This is a genomic window from uncultured Bacteroides sp. (assembly GCF_910585845.1).
Classification (GTDB): domain Bacteria; phylum Bacteroidota; class Bacteroidia; order Bacteroidales; family Bacteroidaceae; genus Bacteroides.
Map to the genome: position 1 here is coordinate 1 of NZ_CAJUHF010000046.1, position 21,563 is coordinate 21,563.

A 21,563-nucleotide genomic window follows, 5' to 3' on the forward strand; every position below is an offset into this window, starting at 1 on the left:
TTATCGGCTGAAAAACAGCCGATAAAATTGTCGTGGCGGAAAATAGAATGATTACTTTTCTTGTGTATTTGGATTTATAGTCTCTTATTACGTTATTTAGTGAACTTTAAATAAATGAGTATGTATAAAATTAGGGATGTATTCTTTATGTTTTTTATGAGCTATTGCTGTGTATGTCATGTTTTAACATCTTGCAAGGAAGCAAAAAACGATAGAATAATTTCCTTACTACAAGAATGGAACGGTAAGGAAATATTGTTTCCGCAAACTCTTGTATTCACGATACAAGGTAAAGATACTATAAATTTCCCGATGTTGAATGGATATAAGATTATAACTTATGCTGATTCAATGGAATGTACCAGTTGCAGATTACAACTTCATCGGTGGAAAGAACTTATGAATATTGTTGATTCAATGCAAAATGATTCAGTCCAATTCCTGTTTTTCTTTTCTAATAAGAAAATAAAAGAGGTTCGCCAGGAATTGGAAAGGGCAGATTTTAATCATCCAGTGTGCATTGATGGACAAGATTCATTGAATATACTGAATAAATTTCCAACTGATGTATCTTTTCAGATTTTTTTATTGGATAAAAATAGTAAAGTAGTGGCTATAGGTAATCCTGTACATAATCCGAAAATAAAAGACCTCTATCTGAAAATTATTCAAGGTGAAAAAATCGGACGAAAAGATATAAGTAAGAAGATTCAAACAGAAGTCTCTATAGACAAAACGTCGTTTTCATTTGGTAAATTTGATTGGAAAGAAGAACAAAAGACAACTTTCACCTTGAAAAATGTAGGTAATAAACCTTTATTTATACAAGAGGTTACCACTTCTTGCGGATGTACCACTGTGACTTATTCAAAGGAACCTGTACGACCAGGCAAAGAGACAATTTTCGAAGTTGGCTATAAGGCCGAAGACCCCGGATACTTCAATAAGACAATTACGGTGTATTGCAATGCGAAAATATCTCCGTTGACTTTGAAGATTAGCGGGAGTGCAAATGAAATAAAGAAGAAAATATAAATAGGAATGGAGAGGAGCGGGCGACTAACGTATTGTTGGCACATTGCGTACCGCCCGTTCCGTAACCCATCCTAGAAAGGAGGTTTTGGCAAAGATACACATTTAGGTTGAATAAGCAATAAGTTTGCTTTTCCGTTGAAATGATAGATACGGAAAGTAATAATAGAGGATTAATGAAAACAAAAGAAAACAATGAAAAAAGTAATTAGAATAGCTTTTGTTGCAGCAATCGCGGGATATGGTGTTTATACAAATCAGAAAACAGATAATGTAATGTCCGAATTGATGTTGGCGAATGTGGAAGCTTTAGCTAATGATGAAAATCCAATGTGCCCTAATGGGTGTTTTGATGATGGTGATGGATGTCTCTGCTATCATTGGTTTCCTACTTATAGAGAAGCGTAATTTTTAAAGTTGTGAAGACTCTGTATTATAACAGAGTCTTCATAATCTAATTTTGATGAATTGATAGATATTAATTGTTATATCAAAAAGAATATGAAATACATAAAGAAACTGATGTTCTTATTATTGCCTTGTGTGATAGAAAGCTGCATATCAAACTCAGATACGGAAATTTATCAAAAAAAACGCGATAATATTGTTGATGTACATGCCTTGATAAAAGAAATACCAATAAACGATGTATTAATAGGTTCAATAGCGCGTCCATTTTTATTAGGTGATTATTTACTCATTGGTGATTATAAATCTTCTGATAAGTTGATACATATATTTGATAAAAATAATTTTGATTATTTGGTTAGTACTGCTGATGTAGGGCAGGGACCGAATGAAATAACTGTGATGGGGCATATTGGTATAAATGAAGGGAAACATTGTTTTTACGTGTCAGATCATGGTAAACAAAGAATATATAGCTATAATATTGATAGTGTCCTTGTTGATTCTGATTACACTCCTACTGTAAAAGCGGAAATGAACATGATTCGATTTCCTGATAGGTATCAATACATAAATGACACATTGTCCTTTGCATTGATGATAGAACCGACCAGTGCTTCTACGTTTAATCAATCTGTTGCTAAGTGGAATATACAATTAGGAGAGTTTAAAACGATGAAGTATCGGCATCCTGATATAACGAAAAAAAGAATCAGTTTCGCTGTATCTCCAGAAAATGGCATATATGTAGAGTGCTATGCAAACCATGACTTACTATCTATATGTAAAGTAGATGGCAATCTAAAATATAATATTTATGGTCCAGCTTGGGATAAAGAGTCTACTAAAATCCATCATTATGGAAATGTTGTGTTTTGTAATGATAAGATTATAGCTTCTTATTCAGGTGGGGATAGCAGAACAAATGCGTATAGACCTACTCGCTTTCTGGTATTTAGTTTAGATGGTGATTATTTGAAAACTTTAGACGTTGGTTTTCGAATAGTGGATTTCTGTTATGATAATAATAATAATAGAATTATTATGAATTTTAATGATGAAATTCAGTTTGGTTATTTAGATTTAAATGGGATTGTTTAATAGTTTGAATTTTTAGGATGAAAAAGTATGTATTATTAGTTGCAATAGTTTTATTTGTAGGATATAATTTATTGTGTAATAAAGAAATAGAAATGTCGGAATTGATGTTGGCTAATGTGGAAGCATTGGCAGAGGACGAATCATCGACAAGCCCTTGTGATGGTGATGAAAGTGGTTGTTTTACTGGTTGGTTATGGTATCCAACTATGAAGGAAAAGTTGTGAGTATGATTTTATTCTTTTTAAAATTATGATTTTTAGGTGTTTGGTAAGTATATTTATCTTCTTTTTTCTGATTTCTTGTGGAAATCAGAAAAAAGAAGATATTGAGATTTTGTTACAATCATGGAATGAAAGAGAAGTACTATTTCCTGAGGGTATGATATTTACAGTGAAGGGTAAAGATACTGTAGACTTTTTGTTATCAGGTAAATATAAAATTCTCACTTATGTTGATTCTATAGGTTGTATAAGTTGTAAATTACAACTGGGAAGATGGAAAACTTTAATAAAGGAAATAAATGGGGATGGAAGCGAATCTGTGAAATTCTTATTTTTCTTTTCTCCTGAAAAAAGGAGGGATTTTTTGGGAACATTAAAATCAGAGGATTTTGTTTATCCTATTTGTCTTGATGACGAAAACAAGTTGAATAAGCTGAATCATTTCCCTTCGAATATGATGTTTCAAACATTTCTATTAGATCAAAACAATAAAGTCGTTGCTATTGGCAACCCTATTCATAATCCCAAAGTAAAAGACCTCTATCTGAAAATTATTCAAGGTGAAAAAATCGGACGAAAAGATATAAGTAAGAAGATTCAAACAGAAGTCTCTATAGACAAAACGTCGTTTTCATTTGGTAAATTTGATTGGAAAGAAGAACAAAAGACAACTTTCACCTTGAAAAATGTAGGTAATAAACCTTTATTTATACAAGAGGTTACCACTTCTTGCGGATGTACCACTGTGACTTATTCAAAGGAACCTGTACGACCAGGCAAAGAGACAATTTTCGAAGTTGGCTATAAGGCCGAAGACCCCGGATACTTCAATAAGACAATTACGGTGTATTGCAATGCGAAAATATCTCCGTTGACTTTGAAGATTAGCGGGAGTGCAAATGAAATAAAGAAGAAAATATAAATAGGAATGGAGAGGAGCGGGCGACTAACGTATTGTTGGCACATTGCGTACCGCCCGTTCCGTAACCCATCCTAGAAAGGAGGTTTTGGCAAAGATACACATTTAGGTTGAATAAGCAATAAGTTTGCTTTTCCGTTGAAAGGATAGATACGGGAACTAATGAAATGAATACATTAAAAACAAAAAATACACAATGGAAAATATAGCAAAAGTAACTCTTGTTGTAGTGTTTACAACAATTACAGGATATGGTGTTTATACAAGTCAGAAGATAGATAGTTCAATGTCTGAGTTAATGCTGGCAAATGTGGAGGCATTGGCTGATGGAGAATATCCGGCTAGTCCTAATCCAGGTAGTGATTGTAAAGGTGGACGTACCATGTGTTATATGGGACAGGGAAATGTATTTGGGAAACAATAAAATAAATGTTTAGTATGTAGGTCATGAAAAAATTTTCATGACCTACAATAATGCGAATAATAATATGGACAATAATATGAGATTTTCATTCCTAATTTTAGCTTTGCTATTAGGTAGTTGTAGTAGTTCGACAAAAAAAGTATCTTTTGACAAACAAGTTACTGCAAAATCCACTATTTTGACGGAAATACTGATTTCTATGCCTATCGACATAAAGAAATATGGCGATAGGCTATATGTGAGTGATTTTGGTGCAGACAGTCTTCTCTTTTGTTATAATCTCAAAGAACGGCATTTCGAGAAACAAATGTTGCCACGCGGACAAGGTGCAGGCGAGTTTCTGAGTCCTATTGAATTTTTCATGTCAGACACATCTGTCTTCATCCATAACAGATGGCATTTTACGGCGCGGGACTATTCTTTTAGTAAGCAAGATCTCTCTATTCAACCTAAAGGAGAATTGGTACGTCTGCCTATGGGAGTTGATAAGTTGTGTCCATTGGACGAATCGCGTGTAGTGGCTTCCGGAGTTTTTGACGATTGTAGATTCTTTTTGTTGGACAAGCAAGGGAATGTCTTGTCTCAATGCGGTGATTATCCTAATTATCAAGAAGGGGAAGAGGCGATTCCTAATTCGGCAAAAGCCATGTTCCATCAATCCCAATTAAGTTACAATGCTTCCCGGAAACGTTTGGCGTGTGCAACAAACAATGTGTTTGAACTTTGGGACTATACTCCGGAAACTCTGACTTTACATAAAAGACTGTTACTTAGTCCTTATCATTATCAGTTTACGAAAACTCCTGATGGCGTATCTGCTTCAAGCGATACCCCGGATGCTATAGTAGGAGCATTGGGTATTACAACTTCAGATAAGTATGTTTATGTTTTGGTCAATCCCAATACCTGCCGGATGCACAAAGAAAATAGAGAAACGCAGAATAGTGAGATTTGGGTTTTTGACTGGGAAGGAAAACCAATACGAAAGATCCTGGCAGATGTCCGGATTGAATCTTTCTGTATTGATGAAACTGATACTATATTTTATTGCGTTATGGTGACACCGGATTATTCTATCGGAATGATACCGATTGTAGGATAATCTTGTTTATAAGTGGACTGTTCTAAAAGTTTAAAAATACAACCTGCAAAAGAAGAAAATATAGATAGGAATGGAGAGGAGCGGGAGGCTAACGTATTGTTGGCGCATTGCGTACCGCCCGTTCCGTAACCCACCCTAGAAAGGAAGTTTTGGCAAAGATACACTTTAGGTTGAATAAGCAATAGGTTTGCTTTTCCGTTGAAAAGATAAATACGGGAACAGATAAAACAAATATTGAACAATTAAAATGAAATGAAGACGAAATTGATTACAAATAGATATAATCTTGTATTCTATTGGCTATTTATGCTTATATTTTGTATATCCTGTTCAATGGAAAGAGAGCAAAAGAAAGTCGTTATAGATTTGCTTGGGGAAACAATAGACAGCTTAAAATATTCAATGTTTGTGGATTCTATTGAATACATTGATATAGAATTAACAGACAGTTGTCTAATTGGAAAAATTGCAGACATGGATGTGTGTCGTGATCATTTGTTTATTTTTGATGAACAGCAACAGGTAATATGGCATCTGAATAGAGAAGGTCGGTACTTGAATAAAATATGTAAGCAAGGGGGAGGCCCGGATGAATATACTTACATTAATCATTTTGAATATGATGAAAAAAGAAATCAGATAGTGGTCCTTGCCCCTTGGCAACAGGCGCTTTTATTCTATACGCCGGAAGGCAAATACTTGAAGACTGTGAAATTGGGAATGAAAGCGGACGATTTTAAAATATCTCCTCAAGGAGGATTTATTTTATCTAACTCCGGTTCTGACGAACCTGCAGCTGGGATTTATTATGTCAACGATTATGGTCAAGAAATGAAATGCTTGGTAAAAAGAAAGAATAATCATTTAGTTTACTTGACTTTTGAGTGGGAATTATGTTCTTATGGGGATATTATAAATTTCATGGCACCTAATTTTGATAATACAGTATATCACTTTCGTAATCAAGAACTTTCCGCTAAGTATTTTTTCTCTATGAAACCAGAATTGAAACATAACTATAAAAAATCTGTTTCTTTACAGAAACTTGAAGATTTTATTCGAACGTCATATTTGGAAGGAGAAAAATGGATTTGGGCAACTTATTGGTCACCGGGTGATGGATTAAGAATATTCATCTATTCAAAAGATAACGAAAATTATTGGATAAGTAAGATAATTGTTAATGATCTTGATAATAAGGACATCGGTAGAAAAACATCCATAACCGATAATAATACATTTGTTACTTGGTATGAAAATGAAGATGCTGATAAAAATCCGGTTATTGGCATACTACATTTGAAATGAATATGTTTAAGAATATATGTATATTAGCATTTGCATCTTTTTTACTGATTTCATGTAGGAAATCTAAAAGTGACAATATTTCCCGTGCCATAGAAGAGTGGATGGGGAAAGAAATCATCTATCCTTCAATTATGACGTTTCAAACGTTCTTATTGAACAAAGATAATAAGATTGTCGCCATTGGTAACCCTATCTATAACCCTAAAATAAAAGACCTCTATCTGAAAATCATTCAAGGAGAAGGAATCGGGCAAGAAGGTGAAGACAAGGAAATTCAACCTGAAGTCACTATAGATAAAACCTCGGTTTTATTTGGAAAATTCGACTGGCAAGAAGAGCAAAAGACAACTTTCACTTTGAAAAATGCAGGTGATAATCCTTTAGTCATACAAGATGTTACTACCTCTTGCGGATGTACTACCGTGGCTTATTCAAAAGAACCGGTACGACCGGGTAAAGAAACAGTCATAGAGATAGGATATAAGGCCGAAGACCCCGGATACTTCAATAAGACAATTACGGTGTATTGCAATGCGAAAATATCTCCTTTGACTTTGAAGATTAGCGGGAGTGCAAATGAAATAAAGAAAGAAATCTAAACAGGGATGGATCGTCGGTTAGGCGATGTTCTCCTTCCCAATTTAGTAAGGGTAAATACTAAAACTAATGGACAGGAAAAGATAATACAGTAATAATATTCATGATGAAAGAACATTTATCCATATATGCATTGTTGCTGTTATTGTTGTTTGCTGCATGCAACGGCAATAATAGAAAGTTGGAATATGCATTACAGTTTGCGGGAAATAACCGGGGGGAACTGGAACAGGTGCTTGCTCATTATAAAGACAGCGGACTGAAGTATGAAGCTGCCCGCTTCCTGATAGAGAACATGCCGCACTATTATGAGCGGCGGGGAATACCCGTAGATTCGGGAAAGGCAGCCTTGGCAACAGTGGATACAACGGGACTGGTGCTTCCTGCACTTGTAGAACGTTGGGGACATCCCGATATGAACATATTGGAGAAGGTATATGATTCACAAGTGATTACTGCCGATTTCCTGATATGCAACATAGACCATGCGTTCGATGCGTGGAAGTCACGCCCTTGGAACAAATATCTTTCTTTTGAGGATTTTTGTGAATTAATCCTGCCTTACAGAATAGACGATGAACCTCTGGAAGAGTGGCGTAGCATTTATAAAAAGCGATATGCCTTCTTGCTCGATTCCGTTTATAAAGGAACGGATGTGGTGGAAGCTGCCGCAACGGTAGGAAAATGCCTGAAGGAAGAAGGATTTGTGTACAACTGGGAGTTCGGGTTACCACATTTGGGGGCGTCCTTCCTGCTTGACCACCGTATGGGGACTTGCGTGGATGCCTGCGACCTGACCTTGTATGCCATGCGTTCGTTGGGTATTCCGGTCGCGGTAGATTATTACCTGTACAGTTCGGAAACACGTAAGGGACATACATGGAACTCTGTACGCGATACTACAGGAGCTTTTTGGGGAATGTGGGTAACGGACAAGGAGTGGAAACGTGGGCAGGTGTATCGTGACGGCCGGAAATCGGGCAAGATATTCCGTCGGTGCTTTGGTGACCCTTATTATGCGGATGCTTCCGCCGACTACTTTCCCGATACGTTGCGGGTGAAGGTGGCAGCGGAAAGTCCGGAGTACTTGTTCTTGGGTATCTTCCATCCTAAAAAGAAATGGGTAATTGCCCATGTAGCGGAAGTATGTAATGGAGAAGTGGTCTTCCCCCATGTGGAGCCTGACGCCATTTATGGTCTATTGGAGAAAAAAGGAGACGGCAGTTTTGCCACTGTAGACTATCCGTTCTATTTTGACGGAAAGTCACCTCATTTTTATGTTCCCGATAAAGAAAAGGAAGAGAGCGTAGTCTTGTACCGTAAACATCCCCTGATGGCATGGATAGGTACCTATTTGGATGAGATTCACGGTGCTCGTTTCGACTTTTCTGATACGGAGGATTTTAAACGTATAAAATACACCTACCAAGTTTCTGACACCCCGAGCGTTTGCTACAACGAAGTGTTGCTTCCTGTACGATTGAAGTGCCGTTATGTACGTTACCAAGCTATGGAATGTAAGAATACCAACATTGGTGAACTTTTGTTTTGGGAAGAGGGAACAAGACTCTATCCCGTGACTGTGGAAGGTCCGCCTGCCGAGAATCCAGTGAATGTATCCGGGCGAATGTTTGATGATGATCCACTGACCTATTACAGTACACACTCTCCAGGAGCTACCTTGCTGATGGACTTCGGGACTCAAGTGGAAATAGACAGCTTTGTCTTCATTCCACGCAACGATGATAATTTCATCCGTATGGGTGACACCTACGAGCTGTATTATCACGATGGCAAAAATGATTGGGTATCATTAGGACAAAAGATAGCTACAAAACCGGAACTGACGTATGACAATCTGCCTCATGGGGCACTATTTCATTTGCGTTGTCTGACACGTGGTGAAGAAGAACAAGTGTTTCACATAAAAGATGGCAAACAAGTGTTCATTAGTAATTTGAGCTATGTGAGGTAGATACAGGTAATAGTATGAACAGGGTTATAATTAGATAAACGGATGAATATAAATATATCCTTGAGGAGATTTATCGATTGGGTAATTAACCTTTGTTTCTGGTTATGCGGCTTCATCGTAGTATGGCTGTTTGCGCAAGTCTTTTGCGTGACCTCTTTCCATATCCCGACCGATTCGATGGAACCGATATTGGAGCCAGGCGACGTGATTATGGTGGATAAACTGACCTATGGGGCAAGGCTCTTCAATGTGGTGGACGCCGTGGAAGGGAAGCAGGTAAAGATCAGACGCATGCCGGGTATGGGCAGCATCAAAAGGAATGACGTGGTTGTGTTCAATTATCCCTGTCCCAAGAAGTGGAGGCGGATTGAGATGGACGTGATGCAGTATTATGTAAAACGGTGCATGGCATTGCCGGGAGACACGTTCCGCATCGTGAACGGGCATTATCGGGTGGCAGGCTATGCCGGGATATTAGGGTGTACGGATGCGCAGGAGAGGTTCATGACGTTGATAGAGGAGCGGGGATTTTCAGATGATACGGTAGGTGTGAGGGCCTATCCCGAAGATTCCCTGATAGGCTGGACGGTAAAGGAGTTCGGTCCGCTGTATATTCCCAAAGCCGGCGATACCATCACAATGGACAGCCGGAATGCAAGGCTCTACAGGAACATGGTGGAGTGGGAACAAAGCAAGAACCTCCGGTATGAAGGGGAAAACGTCTACTTGGGCGACAGCCTCATCACCGCATATCGCTTCTTGAAGAATTACTATTTCGTGGCAGGTGACAAAGCGGAGAATTCGAGGGATTCCCGCTACTGGGGCTTGTTGCCGGAAGAGTATATCGTGGGCAAGGCCGTTCGGGTATGGAAATCCACTGACCGTAGGACAGGCAAGAGACGATGGGACAGGACATTTAAAAAGATCGAATAGTTTTTGGATTCAAAAACTCACAAACTTAAAAACTCAAAAATATGGATAGGTCTGAAAACAACTGGAACGCTTGCCTGTTGTACCGCAACAAGCAACTGACCAAGCAATTGAAGGAATATCAGGAGGTATCGTCATTGACGGGAGGCTCTTCTTCTCAGATGGTGGCGATGGGGCAATTGATGCGCCTCCGTCAAAATCCCTCATACGGCATTATAAAGGATGAATCGGAATGGAAGAACCTGTTTGCCGTGATAGACCTGTTCTATGGCGGTTGCCTGTCCGACGAACTGGCGCCTTTCCCTTTGGGTGAACAGGAGATCAAGATATGCTATCTGCTACGGGCGCGGATGGGCAACAAGGCGATCTCCCTGCTTTTCAATATCCTTCCTGTGTCTGTGATAAAAGCCAAGCAGCGCATCAAGAACAAGATCGGCCTGTCAAGCACGGACAGCCTGGACAAGTATATACAACAACGTTGACATCGGGAGGGCATTATGGGAAAGAAATGGGTATATACGGAAAAGAAATGGATATATACGGAAAAGAAATGGATATATACGGGAGAGAGGTGGATATATACAGGAAAGAGATGGATATATGATATCGGAGAAATTACAGTCATAGCCTTGCAATCCGTTATGAACGATGTGGTTAAATAGGTCTGAAAGAACAGACAACCTAAAAAAAGTATTCAAAAAAGTAAGAGTGGAATGAAGTATACACAGACTTAATTTTGCAAAGGGAATGTGTGAAAGATAGGCAATGTGTTGTCTAATCTTACAGTTTTTCAGTAACTTTGCCGCCGATTTCTAAACTACATGACATTATAAAATAGATGAAGGCTATTCACTTTGTTTTTTGTCTTTTCGCGGTGTTCCAGTTGGCGACGGCGAGTGGCCGGGCTACCGCGGCTAATGAAGACTTCCGGACATTCCTCAGGAAGTTTACTTCGAGTGCCTCTTTTCAGTATTCCCGTATTCAGTTTCCGTTGAAGTCTCCCATTGTCCTGCTGGAAGAGGATGGCGAAAAAGAACGGACTTTCCCCTTTACGCGCGATAAGTGGGCATTGCTGGGCGAGGATGCATTTAAGGAGGAACACATTACGGAAGAAGAGGGAGGCACGTATATTTCCCACTTCACGGTGGACACTGCCGAACGTAAAGAGTTTGAAGCCGGGTATGAGGAATCGGAATCATCCTTGCGTGTCGTCTTTGAATTGATAGGCGGCAAGTGGTACCTTACCGATTGCTATACCGACTGGTATAATTTCGACCTTCCTATCAACGAACTGCCCGAAACCATCAGCACGATAGCGGAAGAAAACAAGGCGTTTGAAGAGATGCATCCTTAGCGAAGGAAGAAAGTGCTTTTTGCCGATCAATGCACTAAAATATACCTTTTTCGTACGATTTATGTGCCTTTTCCTTTAAAGAATGCCGTTTCTTTGCAATATCGAAATATTGTGAACGAAACTAATATCAGAAATGACACATTCATCATTCATACAAATTCTGTGGAAATTCCTTTTCCTAATCTTTCCTTGCACTTTGTTGGCGCAGGAACGTATGTCATTAGGGCATTGGGTAGCTGAAGATCAGTCGGGGCTAATGGATTTTACCATCCGTGAAGATACCTTGGAACTTATTGTTCCCGAAGGGCTTACCTTATGGTATAAAGACCGCTTGACCGGTGATTATGAAATCAGTTACTATATTTGCACTGTGATGAACGGTGGTGAGCACGACCGCCTTAGTGACATGAACTGTTTTTGGGCGGCAAATGACCCGAAGCATCCCGGTGAACTTTTTGCTCGCGCCACTTGGCGTAATGGGGTCTTTCGCAACTATAATACTCTGAATCTTTTTTATGTAGGCTATGGAGGCAATCGCTCTCCGTCTTTTGCAAAATCATGTCCGTTTCACGGGCTTCCGAATCGAATACTTAAATTCAACCTATTAATACCTACACCATGATGACGAAACTTAATTTGATGAAACCTATCTTTGTTACTGTATGTGTCTTGCTGTGTTCCTTCAGTCTGTCGGCGCAAGTTGTAAAAAATGAACGGTTATTGTCTTTTGAAGGTCCGGAACTTCCTGCCGGACTGGATGCAACGAAAGCCACCTTAGGCATTAGTGACCAACATTATAAAGACGGTACACACAGCCTGCGCTGGACCTTTGAACCCGGTTCCGTGCTTTCCCTTCAGCGCGACTTGCAATTTGAGCAGAAAGATCCCACTGGAAAAGATTTATATCTTTCCGCTTTTATTGTATGGGTGTATAATGCGAAGGCACAAGATACTACCATCCAATTTGAATTCTTGAAGGACGGTAAGAAATGTACTTCTTTCCCTTTCGGCATCAATTTCACCGGTTGGCGTGCTGCCTGGGTGTGCTACGAGCGTGATATGCAAGGTACTCCCGAACCCGGAATGAACGAACTGCGTATCGTGGCTCCGGATGTGAAAGGCGAATTATTCATCGACCATCTGATAACTGCCAGTAAAGTAGATGCCCGTCAGCAAACGGCCGACGTACAGGTTCCTTTCGTCAATAAAGGAACAACAAACCACTGGCTTGTGATCTACGAACACTCTCTGTGGAAGCCGGAAATCGCTCTGACTCCGGTTACGGAAGAGAACAGGAAAGATATGCAACTGGTGGAAAAGCGTTTCCGCGATATGCTCTATACCCCTTCCAAACTGTCGAAGAAGGAGCTGGAAACCATCCGTAAGAAATATGACTTCTATGGAATAACGTATAAGGATGGAGTTGTGAGCGGTCTGCCCATTTTCATGGTGCGGCAGGCAGAGGCCTACGAACGTATGTATCCGGACTGGGATAAAGGTATGTTCACTAAACTGGGCATGGAGATGAACGAGTATTTCAACCTGATGCGCCGGATAGCTTATGCCTACAACAATGCCTCAGAGGCGGCAGTGAAGGACGAACTGAAACAGAAATTCCTGGCGATGTACGACCATATTACCGACCAAGGGGTGGCATATGGCAGTTGCTGGGGAAATATCCACCACTACGGATACAGTATGCGTGGTCTGTATGTGGCATATTTCCTGATGAAAGACGTTTTGCGTGAAACCGGTAAGTTGGATGAGGCCGAGCGCACCTTGCGCTGGTATGCCATCACTAATGAGGTTTATCCCAAACCTACGGTCAACGGTATTGACATAGACTCTTTCAATACGCAGACACAGGGCCGTATGGCAAGTATTCTGATTATGGAAGATACGCCTGAGAAGTTGCAATACCTCCGTTCTTTCTCCCGCTGGATAGACTACGGTTGTCGTCCGGCACAGGGACTGGCAGGTTCTTTCAAGAAAGACGGAGCTTGTTTCCATCACCGTAATAACTATCCGGCTTATGCTGTGGGCGGCCTCGATGGTGCTACGAATATGATTTATCTGTTGAGCGGAACAGAATTTAAAGTTTCTCAGCTGGCGCACGAGACGGTGAAGAAAGTGCTGCTCACTATGCGTTTCTACTGTAACTTCAAGCAATGGTCCCTCTCCATGTCGGGACGTCATCCTAATGGGAAGGGACAATTGATTCCTGTACAATACGCCACTCTGGCATTGGCGGGCACCCCTGACGGAAAACAAGAGTATGATCCGGAACTGGCTGCGGCTTATCTGCGTTTCGCCTCGCGCATGGAAACTCTTGATAAGAATGCTCCGGATTATCTTCCGAAGTCGTCCACTGCCCGCGAACTGGAGTTGAAAAAACTGTTTGAGGCGCAAGGTTTCCGTCCCGAACCCGACCCACAAGGCAATCTGTTTTTAGGCTATGGTTGTGTTTCAGTGCAACGCCGGGATAATTGGGCAGCTGTGGTACGCGGACATTCCCGTTACCTTTGGGCAGCGGAACATTACTTGGATGCCAACTTCTACGGTCGTTATCTGGCTCACGGAAGTATGCAGATATTAACCGGAAAACCCGATGAAATGGTGACTTTTGCAACCAGCGGCTGGCAAGAAGCCGGTTTCGACTGGAACCGTTTCCCCGGTACGACAACCATTCATTTACCCTACGAGCAGCTTCGCGCAAAGGTGATGAATGTGGACATTTTCTCCGGTATGGAGGAGATGCTCTATTCTGATGAAGCATTTGCCGGTGGCTTGTCGCAGGCACGGCTGAACGGTAACTTCGGGATGAAATTGCACGAACATGATAAGTACAACGGCTCGCATCGCGCCCGTAAGTCTTATCACTTCTTCGACGGAACGATTGTCTGTCTCGGCACGGATATAGAGAATATGAATGAAGAATTCCCCACGGAGACTACCGTCTTTCAGTTGGCTGCTGTCACTCCCGAAATGCATCAGTATTGGGAGGCTTTCAAGAGCGACGGTCAGACGTATATCGATCCTAACGGTGTGGGCTATTATCTATCGAAAAAGTCGATGAAAGCGGCAAAATATGAGAAAAACTTCCCGCAAGTTACCGTAGGGGAACGCAATCCGAAGCCTACTTCCGGTGACTGGGTTTCGTTGGTGCTCGAACATGGAAAGGCTCCCAAGGGTGCTTCTTATGAATATGCTGTCCTACCACGTACGAATGAAGCGGCTCTGAAAGCGTTTGCCCGTAAACCGACTTATAGAGTTTTGCAACAAGATGGCAATGCGCATATTGTGCGTTCCCTGACGGATAACTTGACGTCTTATGTACTTTTTGAAACTCCGCAGGCATTGCCGAAAGAGGGCTTGTTGCAGAAGGCCGATACTTCCTGCCTTGTTATGATACGCGAGGACAAAGGCAAGCTCTTGTTGACCGTTGCCCAACCGGACCTGGCGCTTTATCGCGGTCCGAGTGATGAAGCCTTTGATCAGGATGGTAAGCGCAAGGAGCGTAGCATCTATTCTCGTCCTTGGATTGACAATGACAGCGGTGAGATACCTGTGACAGTTACATTGAAAGGCGAATGGAAGGTGGCTGAGACTCCTTATTGCAAGGTCGTTTCTAAGGATAAGAATCAGACTGTTCTGCGTTTTGTATGTAAAGACGCAGCCAGCTTTGATGTGGAGTTGAAGAAATAATGAACTTAGTCTTTACAATAGAACTGTGATGAAAGTAAAGAATTTAATGTTGTGTGCAACGGCTTTTGCTCCTTCCTTGGTTGGGGCGAAAGAGTTGCCCAATATCATCTACATTGTAACCGATCAGCAGACGGCCTCTGCGATGAGTTGCATGGGAAATGATGACTTGCATACTCCGAATATGGATAGGCTGGCACAGTCAGGTGTTCTGTTTCGTAATGCCTATTGTGCTACACCACTGAGTGGACCTGCCAGGGCAGCTATGTTCACAGGCTATACTTCGCATGAAGTAGGACTTGCCCGAAACGGTACACCGATACCGGACTCATTGCGTACCCGGACTTTGGGAACACTGATGCAGAATGTGGGTTATGACTGTATCTATGCCGGTAAATGGCATGTACATACAGCCTCCATGCCGGATAAAGAGTTTGGTTTTACTACTATTCATCCGCATAGTGATATTGGATTGGCAGAAGCTTGTGTCGGTTTTTTAGAACAAGAACATGCCAAGCCTTTCTTCTTAGTTGTTGGGTTTGATAATCCGCATAATATCTGTGAATATGCACGTAGCCAGAATTTGCCTTGGGGAAATATGGAAGAGCTACCGCAGGATAAATGGCCGGGACTACCTCTTAACTTCGCTAAGAATCCCTATGATGCTGATGTTATCAGTTATGAGCAAAGTTTGAATTATTCGGCTTATCCTACCCGTAATTATACTCCGGATGATTGGCGTCGTTATCGGAGTCTCTATTATCGTCTGGTTGAAAAGGTGGATACGGAAATCGGGAAGATACTGGATGTTGTGGACAAACAGCATTTATGGAAGAATACAGTCGTCATATTTACCAGTGATCATGGTGATGGAGTAGGGGCACACCATTGGAACCAGAAATCGGCTTTATATGAAGAAGTAGTGAACATTCCTCTGATTGTTACCTTGCCGGGAAAGAAAAATGCCGGTAAAGAGATGCCGCAACTGGTGAATAACGGTGTTGATTTCTTTGCAGCTGTCTGCGATTGGGCAGGTATCCAACTTCCGGAAGGGCTGTATGGTGTTTCCTTCAAAACGTTGGCAGAGAAGGCTGACCCGGCATTGAAGCATCAAGACTACATTGTGACTGAAACTACTTTCGATAAAGGTGGGAACACACGTGGTTGGGCTTTGCGTACCTCTCGTTATAAATATGTGTTGTACGATAAAGGCCGTTATCGTGAGCAACTTTTTGATATGGAAAAAGACCGTGGTGAAATGCGGAATCTTGCCATTGAGGAGAAATATAAAGAGATCTTGCAACAGCATCGTGAGTATCTGCACAGCTGGATGCAACTGCATCATGTTGTGCAGATACGTGAAGATGTACATACGATTCCTGATGTAAGTCCGGAATAAGGACAATAATTACCCCAACAAACTGCGGACTGCCATCTGGTAAGCCTCCAGTTTGTTGGCTTTATGGATGGCTTTTTTTGCTTTCCGGTCGCCGTCCGGTAACAGATATTCCCAGAAAGTCTTCATCTTCATAAGTAGTTGTTGGTCGCCGCCTTCAAGGAGGTTGCCGTATTGTGCGAACAGATCGGCATGGAATAACCGGAGTTTCTCTCGCATCTCTTCCCCGGAGAGCGGGTGTCCCTGTTGATACTCCAGAGCCAGTGCGGGATTGGCAAGCAGCCCTCGACCTATCATGACGCCTGCCAGACGCGGAAATCGTTCGCTGATGGTGCGTATCTCTGCTGCCGTAAGCAGGTCGCCGTTGTAAATCAGCGGATGACGGCATTCATTGTAGAAAGCCTCGAAGCCTTTCAGGTCGACCGTCCCTTTGTATTGTTGCTTTCCCAACCGTGGATGCATGACGATATGTGTCAGGGGAAGTCCGTTCAGCAAAGGGAGTAGCGCCAGGCACTCTTCGGGGTTCTCCCAGCCCAATCGCATTTTGACGGAAAACTGCACGTTGGGATGCCTTTCGATGACAGTAACCAGCAGGTCGCGCACTTCTTCAGGATAGGGCAACATGCCCGAACCGTTATGCCGCTTGGCTAGGACGGGAAAAGGACACCCCAGATTGATGTTCACCGTCCGGTATCCTCTCTCGATGAACAGGGCGGTTATCCGTTCCATCTTCTCCGCGTCCGGTGCGATGAGTTGGGGAATGAGGTTCACTCCCCGGTTGTTCTCCGGAGAGATCTCCCGCAGGTCTTTTCGGCGGATCTCTCCATGCTCTATGCGGACGAAGGGAGTATAGTAACTTTCCACACCGCCGAACAATCGTGCGTGTGCCTGTCGGTAGATGGCATCTGTGTGTCCCTGTAAAGGGGCAAAATGGATGGGAAGAATATTCTGCATGTCGGTGCTGTTCAATTTTTTGCAAAGGTAGTTATTTTGGTGGAATAACCTTTCGCCCTTTGATTTTCTTTCGGTGCTGTTGCGCATTGCTAAAGCTTTTGCCATAATCGTGTAATTTTTTGTCTGGTTGTCGGAATCGGTTCGGCGTTCCTCCCGTGCAGGCTTCGGAAAGCAGGTCCCCGCTACCTTTCTCCCTTGCTTGCTGGAGCAAAGATACGACATGTGGAATTGGGGAAATCAGGTTTTGTCAGGTTCTGTCAGTTTCCGTCAGGTTTTGTCGTGATATGTCAGGTTTTGTCCGTTTTCGTGTGTGTTTTTCATTTCAATTCACAAGAGTATCGGCAGATAACTCCCGAATAACTCCCGATAACTCCTTTGGGCAATTTATTGATTGCCCGGGCTTTGTGTCCGATTCCCCTGGGGTTTTCCGAATAAATGCGGGGCAACGTTCCGGCAAACCCCAGGGGATGCGGCGGCAAATGCGGCGGCTTTCCGGCTACTACCCGTGGCGATAGGGGTGACGGACGTGGGCATGACGTGTCGTTCGAACTCCGGTAGTCGGTTGTGCAGCTTCTTTGAGGTGGCGGGGCGTGTCGGTCGTTCACGGCATTTTTCCGTTTTTTCTTTTTCTTCTTCTTCTTCTTTTTCTGTAGAAGAAATATTTTTTTCTTTCTCTTTTTCTTTATTTATTATATAGGGGTGTTTTTGTGTCGCTTGTTTTAGATGTGTTATTTGCAAATGGTTGTTCTTCAGTGTGTTCAATCTGTTTCTGTGACGCTTTTCTCACTTGTTTTCCGCTGTTTTCTGCTTGTTTTCCGTCATTTTCCGTTCATTTTCCGTCAAAAAACGCTTGTTTTTCATTAAAAATCGCTTGTTTTTCGTCATTTTTCGTTCGTTTTCTGCCATTTTTCGCTTGTTTTCTGCTTGTTTTCCGCTGTTTTTTGATGGATTTTCACCGTTTTTCACCGGATTTTCACTGGATTTTTATCGGAAATGGACGGATTTTCGCTGTTTTTTGGTTCATCCGGCATCACTCGAAATGTCGGATGAACCTGTTTTTTGTCCGCCAACGGGCTACAGTTAATGTGTTGGTTTCAATGTGAATTCCACCGGTTGTCCGTGCTGGCAGATGACGGTCAGCAGTGTATTTTCTCCCTTGGCGGATAAAGTTATATTTTTATTCTGATTATCAGTCTCCCATTTCCCTTTTATAAGCAATCGTTTCTCGATGGGACGGCTGGGTTCTTTGGTCGTGAAACTCTTCTCTGCAATGTTGAGATTCGGGTCACATACGCTGAATATGATTCGCTCTTCATTCGTCTTTTTCTGCATGACCATTGTTTCTGCGGGAATCTGTAGGAGCAACGGGGCTGTCGGCGAAGTGTAATCTTCGAAGACGGCGTAGGCTGTAATGCCGGTTGCTTCATCAAAGACGATATGTGCCGTATGGTCTTTCTGCTCTATCCGGTAAGTTTGCTTGTGACGAGCATGTTCCAGTTCTTCCGGATTGGGTTGTATCAGTACCATATATTCATATTCGGCGTTCTGGGGCGCTTTCCCATGATTGATCCATGCAGATGAAAATGTACCGCATGTTTCCTTCCGTGTCTTTTCATGTCGGGAGTCTTGCCGGGCTATTTGTACTTCTACGTCTCCCTTGGCAAAATAGTGATTGTTGTATCCGTCTTGCAGCCAATGCGTTTTGCCGTCATTCAGTTGGCTGTGGAATATTTCATTCTGTTTCTTTCCATCTACAAATATGCTTGTACTGTCCTCTCGGAAGACGCTTTGGAAGAGGGTGGTTTCTGTGGGGTATGCAGAGTTGCTGTTACTGATTCCTGTTCCTAAACAGATCAGCCTGTTGTCGAAACAGAAGACGGACTTGCGGGCGACGAAGTCCGGAGTGAAGTTCTTGAGGCTGCGCTCCATCAGTTTCATGGCAAACATTCCGTTCTTCCCTTCCAGTGAGCTGCTTCCGGAGAAATTTTCTTTCGAATGAGCCATTGTAGTGCCCGGCAGAGGGCTGTCCAGCAATTCAAGCGGCAAGTGGATTGTTGTGGTTCCGGGTAATCGGTTCCAGTCCCAGCCGTTCTCGTCGTATCCGCTGGCAAGGCGCGAAGGTTGCCCCATGATTTGTACCGAGCCATAACTTTGGTAGCGTCCATAGCGGTTGTCTTTCGTATAGATTTCAGCTCCCCATACGTCGGTGGTATATCCTTTAAGGGTGACCATCCAGTCGGCACGGCGGAAGATTCCTGCCGAACCATAGTTGTAGACAAAGAATCCTTGCGGCGCATCGGCAGGGCGTATGCCTTGCTCCTTGAAGTAGCGTGCTTCCGGTGTCTCCTTCTGGCAGAGGCGCAGATAATCGGCAGCCAAGTGGTGGTCGAAGCCATCCCCCTCGCCGGACAAGTCTCCCGATAAGGCGAGATAGGCGAAGGCGGCAATGTCATCCTCTTTCATCGATCCTCTGAATGGGTGTCTTCCACTGATACCGACGCCCCATTCATATTTGTTACAGTAGTTGCGCATGGAGATAAAGGCCGACTTTAATATCTGTCGGGCTTCCTCGGTCAGTTCATATTCTGTTTGGCTGGTAAATGCGATAAACTGTCCTACCATGGCGAGGACTCCGGTAGTATAGGCGGGATAGAAGCCTCCGTGATGGAACGTGGTGCCATCTATCTTGATGCCTCCTATGGTGCCGGGAGTATACCGGAGGGAAGAAGATACCCAGCGGGAAAGTCCTTTCAGGGCACGTGCCCGTTCGCATTCGTTGGTGAAGAGCAGTGCGGATACAGTTTTCGCCATTAGTAGAGTATGCCAGCTGTCCAGTAGTTCGTCCCTCTCTTCCTGGCAAGGCTTGCGGGTTTCCGGCAGTGCCGACCAAAAGACAAGGGCTGACAAGATATCATCGCGGTTTGGAGCTTTCCAGATGGCATCGCGCATCAGCCAGGCTGTGGTGTAGATTTTACGTACCTGATAACCATAGTGGTGGTTGGTTCCCATTCCGCTGCCGTATGCAAAGCCTTGGTTGATGGCAAAATCCCATACGGTGAAGTAATTCTTCTGTGCTGTTGAGGACTGGTTGTAATAAGCATCGTAGGCAAATCCGGAAAGCATGGTCTCCACGTCGTTCCAGGAGATTTCTCCCGCTTTACGGTTTAGTTCGTCGGGGGCAAGTACGGGAGAACCGGTGAATCCTGTTCCCGACCTGCGTATGTTCGTTTCATTGAAGACTTTATAGGCTTTGGCAACCGCTTCTGCAGGGGCTTTTTTTATATCCACAGCAGCCGTCAGGCGTTGTTCTATCGTATGAAGTTCTTCTTTTTCTTTCTGATTTAGAGAGTTGGGTAAAGGCAAGTCGTATTCATATTGTTCCCATTGCCATACACGGCACCAATGCCACAGGTCTCGATAAGTGAGTGAATTGTTGTAGGGCATTTGTTGGTCGGGGGTAGTGCGGTCATTCATCTTTTTTACGGGGAAGGTCAGGCGATCCAAGAAGACACGTCCTTTCCGGTTGGGGGCTATTAACCGGTAGCTTGTAATCTCTTTATTCAGTTTATCACCCTTCATGTGCTGGAAACCTATCCAGCAGGCGCGCCATCCGGCCGATGCCAACCGGAAACTGAACCAATAAGATACAGTCCCTTGCGGAGAAAGGAACTCAAAACGAACGGAGTCTTGTTGAGGCTTTTCGTTATAAATCCAGAGGGTGATGCCTGCCGAGTTCTCTGTTTGCTTGGTTAATGTGATAGGCTTTTCCAAGGCGATATTGAGTATGGAGCCGGAGTTCGTGAAGTTCCATTCGAGGCTATGTGAGCCTTCCTTATAGTACTGGGTAGAGAGCGCTGCCTTCCCTTTCCCGCTTGTTTGGAATTGTTCGGGAATGCCGTTCTCGAAACCTATGAACTGGGCAGGGGAAATCTGGCTGCATAACAGCGCACAGGTGAATAAAAAGTTCTTTCTGATCATAAAAACATAAAAAATAAGATTATTATAATTCTATGAAGATGCTTCTTGAAAGTTTGTAGTGTAACTCATTTATCATGAGTATCGTTTTTTACTATTATTCGTACTCATTACATGAGACAGCCGCTTTCATATATTTTTTATTGGAGGGAAAATATATGGAAA

Annotated in this window: 20 protein-coding genes and 1 pseudogene; 17 read left to right on the forward strand and 4 right to left on the reverse strand. The window is 42.7% G+C overall.

Annotated elements, in window-relative coordinates:
* Window positions 1-114: 114 nt before the first annotated feature.
* The 17 genes and pseudogenes from QZ323_RS11560 to QZ323_RS11640 all read left to right on the forward strand — a co-directional run bounded on the left by QZ323_RS11560 (window position 115) and on the right by QZ323_RS11640 (window position 16,472).
* Window positions 115-1,035, forward strand: coding sequence for a DUF1573 domain-containing protein (locus tag QZ323_RS11560; RefSeq protein WP_363175064.1), 921 nt, complete (start codon window positions 115-117; stop codon window positions 1,033-1,035).
* Window positions 1,036-1,227: 192 nt separating this feature from the next.
* Complete coding sequence (locus QZ323_RS11565; RefSeq protein WP_294634849.1) at window positions 1,228-1,440, forward strand: NVEALA domain-containing protein; 213 nt, start codon at window positions 1,228-1,230, stop codon at window positions 1,438-1,440.
* A 93-nt stretch (window positions 1,441-1,533) separates the two neighbouring features.
* Window positions 1,534-2,541, forward strand: a complete 1,008-nt coding sequence (locus tag QZ323_RS11570; protein WP_294634850.1) for a 6-bladed beta-propeller — start codon at window positions 1,534-1,536, stop codon at window positions 2,539-2,541.
* A 17-nt stretch (window positions 2,542-2,558) separates the two neighbouring features.
* A complete protein-coding gene (locus QZ323_RS11575) occupies window positions 2,559-2,765 on the forward strand; it encodes an NVEALA domain-containing protein (protein ID WP_294634851.1) in 207 nt (68 codons plus the stop codon).
* Window positions 2,766-2,790: 25 nt separating this feature from the next.
* Entirely contained in the window at window positions 2,791-3,684 is an 894-nt protein-coding gene (locus QZ323_RS11580; RefSeq protein ID WP_294634852.1) for a DUF1573 domain-containing protein, read from the forward strand.
* 193 nt (window positions 3,685-3,877) lie between these two features.
* Complete coding sequence (locus QZ323_RS11585; protein ID WP_294634853.1) at window positions 3,878-4,105, forward strand: NVEALA domain-containing protein; 228 nt, start codon at window positions 3,878-3,880, stop codon at window positions 4,103-4,105.
* Window positions 4,106-4,169: 64 nt separating this feature from the next.
* Window positions 4,170-5,207: a BF3164 family lipoprotein gene (locus tag QZ323_RS11590; protein ID WP_294634854.1), complete on the forward strand. Its 1,038-nt coding sequence runs from the start codon at window positions 4,170-4,172 to the stop codon at window positions 5,205-5,207.
* Between the two features lie 333 nt (window positions 5,208-5,540).
* On the forward strand, window positions 5,541-6,515 hold the full coding sequence (locus tag QZ323_RS11595; RefSeq protein WP_294634855.1) for a 6-bladed beta-propeller: 975 nt from the start codon (window positions 5,541-5,543) through the stop codon (window positions 6,513-6,515).
* 2 nt (window positions 6,516-6,517) lie between these two features.
* Complete coding sequence (locus QZ323_RS11600; protein ID WP_294634856.1) at window positions 6,518-7,114, forward strand: DUF1573 domain-containing protein; 597 nt, start codon at window positions 6,518-6,520, stop codon at window positions 7,112-7,114.
* Between the two features lie 101 nt (window positions 7,115-7,215).
* Window positions 7,216-9,087, forward strand: coding sequence for a transglutaminase domain-containing protein (locus tag QZ323_RS11605; protein WP_294634857.1), 1,872 nt, complete (start codon window positions 7,216-7,218; stop codon window positions 9,085-9,087).
* Between the two features lie 42 nt (window positions 9,088-9,129).
* On the forward strand, window positions 9,130-10,020 hold the full coding sequence (lepB, locus tag QZ323_RS11610) for a signal peptidase I (protein WP_294634858.1): 891 nt from the start codon (window positions 9,130-9,132) through the stop codon (window positions 10,018-10,020).
* Between the two features lie 41 nt (window positions 10,021-10,061).
* Window positions 10,062-10,499 (forward strand): helix-turn-helix transcriptional regulator, encoded by a 438-nt coding sequence (locus QZ323_RS11615; protein WP_294634859.1) that lies wholly within the window; start codon window positions 10,062-10,064, stop codon window positions 10,497-10,499.
* Window positions 10,500-10,514: 15 nt separating this feature from the next.
* Window positions 10,515-10,679, forward strand: coding sequence for a hypothetical protein (locus tag QZ323_RS11620; protein ID WP_294634860.1), 165 nt, complete (start codon window positions 10,515-10,517; stop codon window positions 10,677-10,679).
* A gap of 176 nt (window positions 10,680-10,855) precedes the next feature.
* Window positions 10,856-11,371, forward strand: a complete 516-nt coding sequence (locus QZ323_RS11625; protein ID WP_294634861.1) for a DUF4348 domain-containing protein — start codon at window positions 10,856-10,858, stop codon at window positions 11,369-11,371.
* A 214-nt stretch (window positions 11,372-11,585) separates the two neighbouring features.
* Window positions 11,586-11,906 (forward strand): annotated as a pseudogene (locus QZ323_RS11630) (DUF6250 domain-containing protein); the annotation flags it as partial.
* 104 nt (window positions 11,907-12,010) lie between these two features.
* Window positions 12,011-15,076 (forward strand): chondroitinase family polysaccharide lyase, encoded by a 3,066-nt coding sequence (locus tag QZ323_RS11635; RefSeq protein ID WP_294634871.1) that lies wholly within the window; start codon window positions 12,011-12,013, stop codon window positions 15,074-15,076.
* A gap of 28 nt (window positions 15,077-15,104) precedes the next feature.
* On the forward strand, window positions 15,105-16,472 hold the full coding sequence (locus QZ323_RS11640) for a sulfatase-like hydrolase/transferase (RefSeq protein WP_294634862.1): 1,368 nt from the start codon (window positions 15,105-15,107) through the stop codon (window positions 16,470-16,472).
* A gap of 9 nt (window positions 16,473-16,481) precedes the next feature.
* On the opposite strand, the gene QZ323_RS11645 is transcribed toward QZ323_RS11640, so the two are convergent.
* From QZ323_RS11645 to QZ323_RS11660, 4 genes are all read right to left on the reverse strand, one after another.
* Entirely contained in the window at window positions 16,482-17,423 is a 942-nt protein-coding gene (locus tag QZ323_RS11645; RefSeq protein WP_294634872.1) for a tRNA-dihydrouridine synthase family protein, read from the reverse strand.
* Window positions 17,424-17,807: 384 nt separating this feature from the next.
* Window positions 17,808-18,185 (reverse strand): hypothetical protein, encoded by a 378-nt coding sequence (locus QZ323_RS11650; protein WP_294634863.1) that lies wholly within the window; start codon window positions 18,183-18,185, stop codon window positions 17,808-17,810.
* A 21-nt stretch (window positions 18,186-18,206) separates the two neighbouring features.
* Window positions 18,207-18,389 (reverse strand): hypothetical protein, encoded by a 183-nt coding sequence (locus QZ323_RS11655; RefSeq protein ID WP_294634864.1) that lies wholly within the window; start codon window positions 18,387-18,389, stop codon window positions 18,207-18,209.
* A 114-nt stretch (window positions 18,390-18,503) separates the two neighbouring features.
* Window positions 18,504-21,401 carry a chondroitinase family polysaccharide lyase gene (locus QZ323_RS11660; protein WP_294634865.1) on the reverse strand — a complete coding sequence of 966 codons (2,898 nt, stop codon included), beginning with the start codon at window positions 21,399-21,401 and terminating at the stop codon, window positions 18,504-18,506.
* Window positions 21,402-21,563: the final 162 nt, after the last annotated feature.

Coding starts and splice junctions, on each gene's coding strand:
- QZ323_RS11640 (WP_294634862.1), top strand. CDS start 15,105: ATGAAAGTAAAGAATTTAATGTTGTGTGCAACGGCTTTTGCTCCTTCC.
- QZ323_RS11605 (WP_294634857.1), top strand. CDS start 7,216: ATGATGAAAGAACATTTATCCATATATGCATTGTTGCTGTTATTGTTG.
- QZ323_RS11635 (WP_294634871.1), top strand. CDS start 12,011: ATGAAACCTATCTTTGTTACTGTATGTGTCTTGCTGTGTTCCTTCAGT.
- QZ323_RS11565 (WP_294634849.1), top strand. CDS start 1,228: ATGAAAAAAGTAATTAGAATAGCTTTTGTTGCAGCAATCGCGGGATAT.
- QZ323_RS11560 (WP_363175064.1), top strand. CDS start 115: ATGAGTATGTATAAAATTAGGGATGTATTCTTTATGTTTTTTATGAGC.
- QZ323_RS11580 (WP_294634852.1), top strand. CDS start 2,791: ATGATTTTTAGGTGTTTGGTAAGTATATTTATCTTCTTTTTTCTGATT.
- QZ323_RS11620 (WP_294634860.1), top strand. CDS start 10,515: ATGGGAAAGAAATGGGTATATACGGAAAAGAAATGGATATATACGGAA.
- QZ323_RS11625 (WP_294634861.1), top strand. CDS start 10,856: ATGAAGGCTATTCACTTTGTTTTTTGTCTTTTCGCGGTGTTCCAGTTG.
- QZ323_RS11575 (WP_294634851.1), top strand. CDS start 2,559: ATGAAAAAGTATGTATTATTAGTTGCAATAGTTTTATTTGTAGGATAT.
- QZ323_RS11595 (WP_294634855.1), top strand. CDS start 5,541: ATGGAAAGAGAGCAAAAGAAAGTCGTTATAGATTTGCTTGGGGAAACA.
- QZ323_RS11645 (WP_294634872.1), bottom strand. CDS start 17,423: ATGCAGAATATTCTTCCCATCCATTTTGCCCCTTTACAGGGACACACA.
- QZ323_RS11660 (WP_294634865.1), bottom strand. CDS start 21,401: ATGATCAGAAAGAACTTTTTATTCACCTGTGCGCTGTTATGCAGCCAG.
- QZ323_RS11600 (WP_294634856.1), top strand. CDS start 6,518: ATGTTTAAGAATATATGTATATTAGCATTTGCATCTTTTTTACTGATT.
- QZ323_RS11590 (WP_294634854.1), top strand. CDS start 4,170: ATGGACAATAATATGAGATTTTCATTCCTAATTTTAGCTTTGCTATTA.
- QZ323_RS11615 (WP_294634859.1), top strand. CDS start 10,062: ATGGATAGGTCTGAAAACAACTGGAACGCTTGCCTGTTGTACCGCAAC.
- QZ323_RS11570 (WP_294634850.1), top strand. CDS start 1,534: ATGAAATACATAAAGAAACTGATGTTCTTATTATTGCCTTGTGTGATA.
- QZ323_RS11585 (WP_294634853.1), top strand. CDS start 3,878: ATGGAAAATATAGCAAAAGTAACTCTTGTTGTAGTGTTTACAACAATT.
- lepB (WP_294634858.1), top strand. CDS start 9,130: ATGAATATAAATATATCCTTGAGGAGATTTATCGATTGGGTAATTAAC.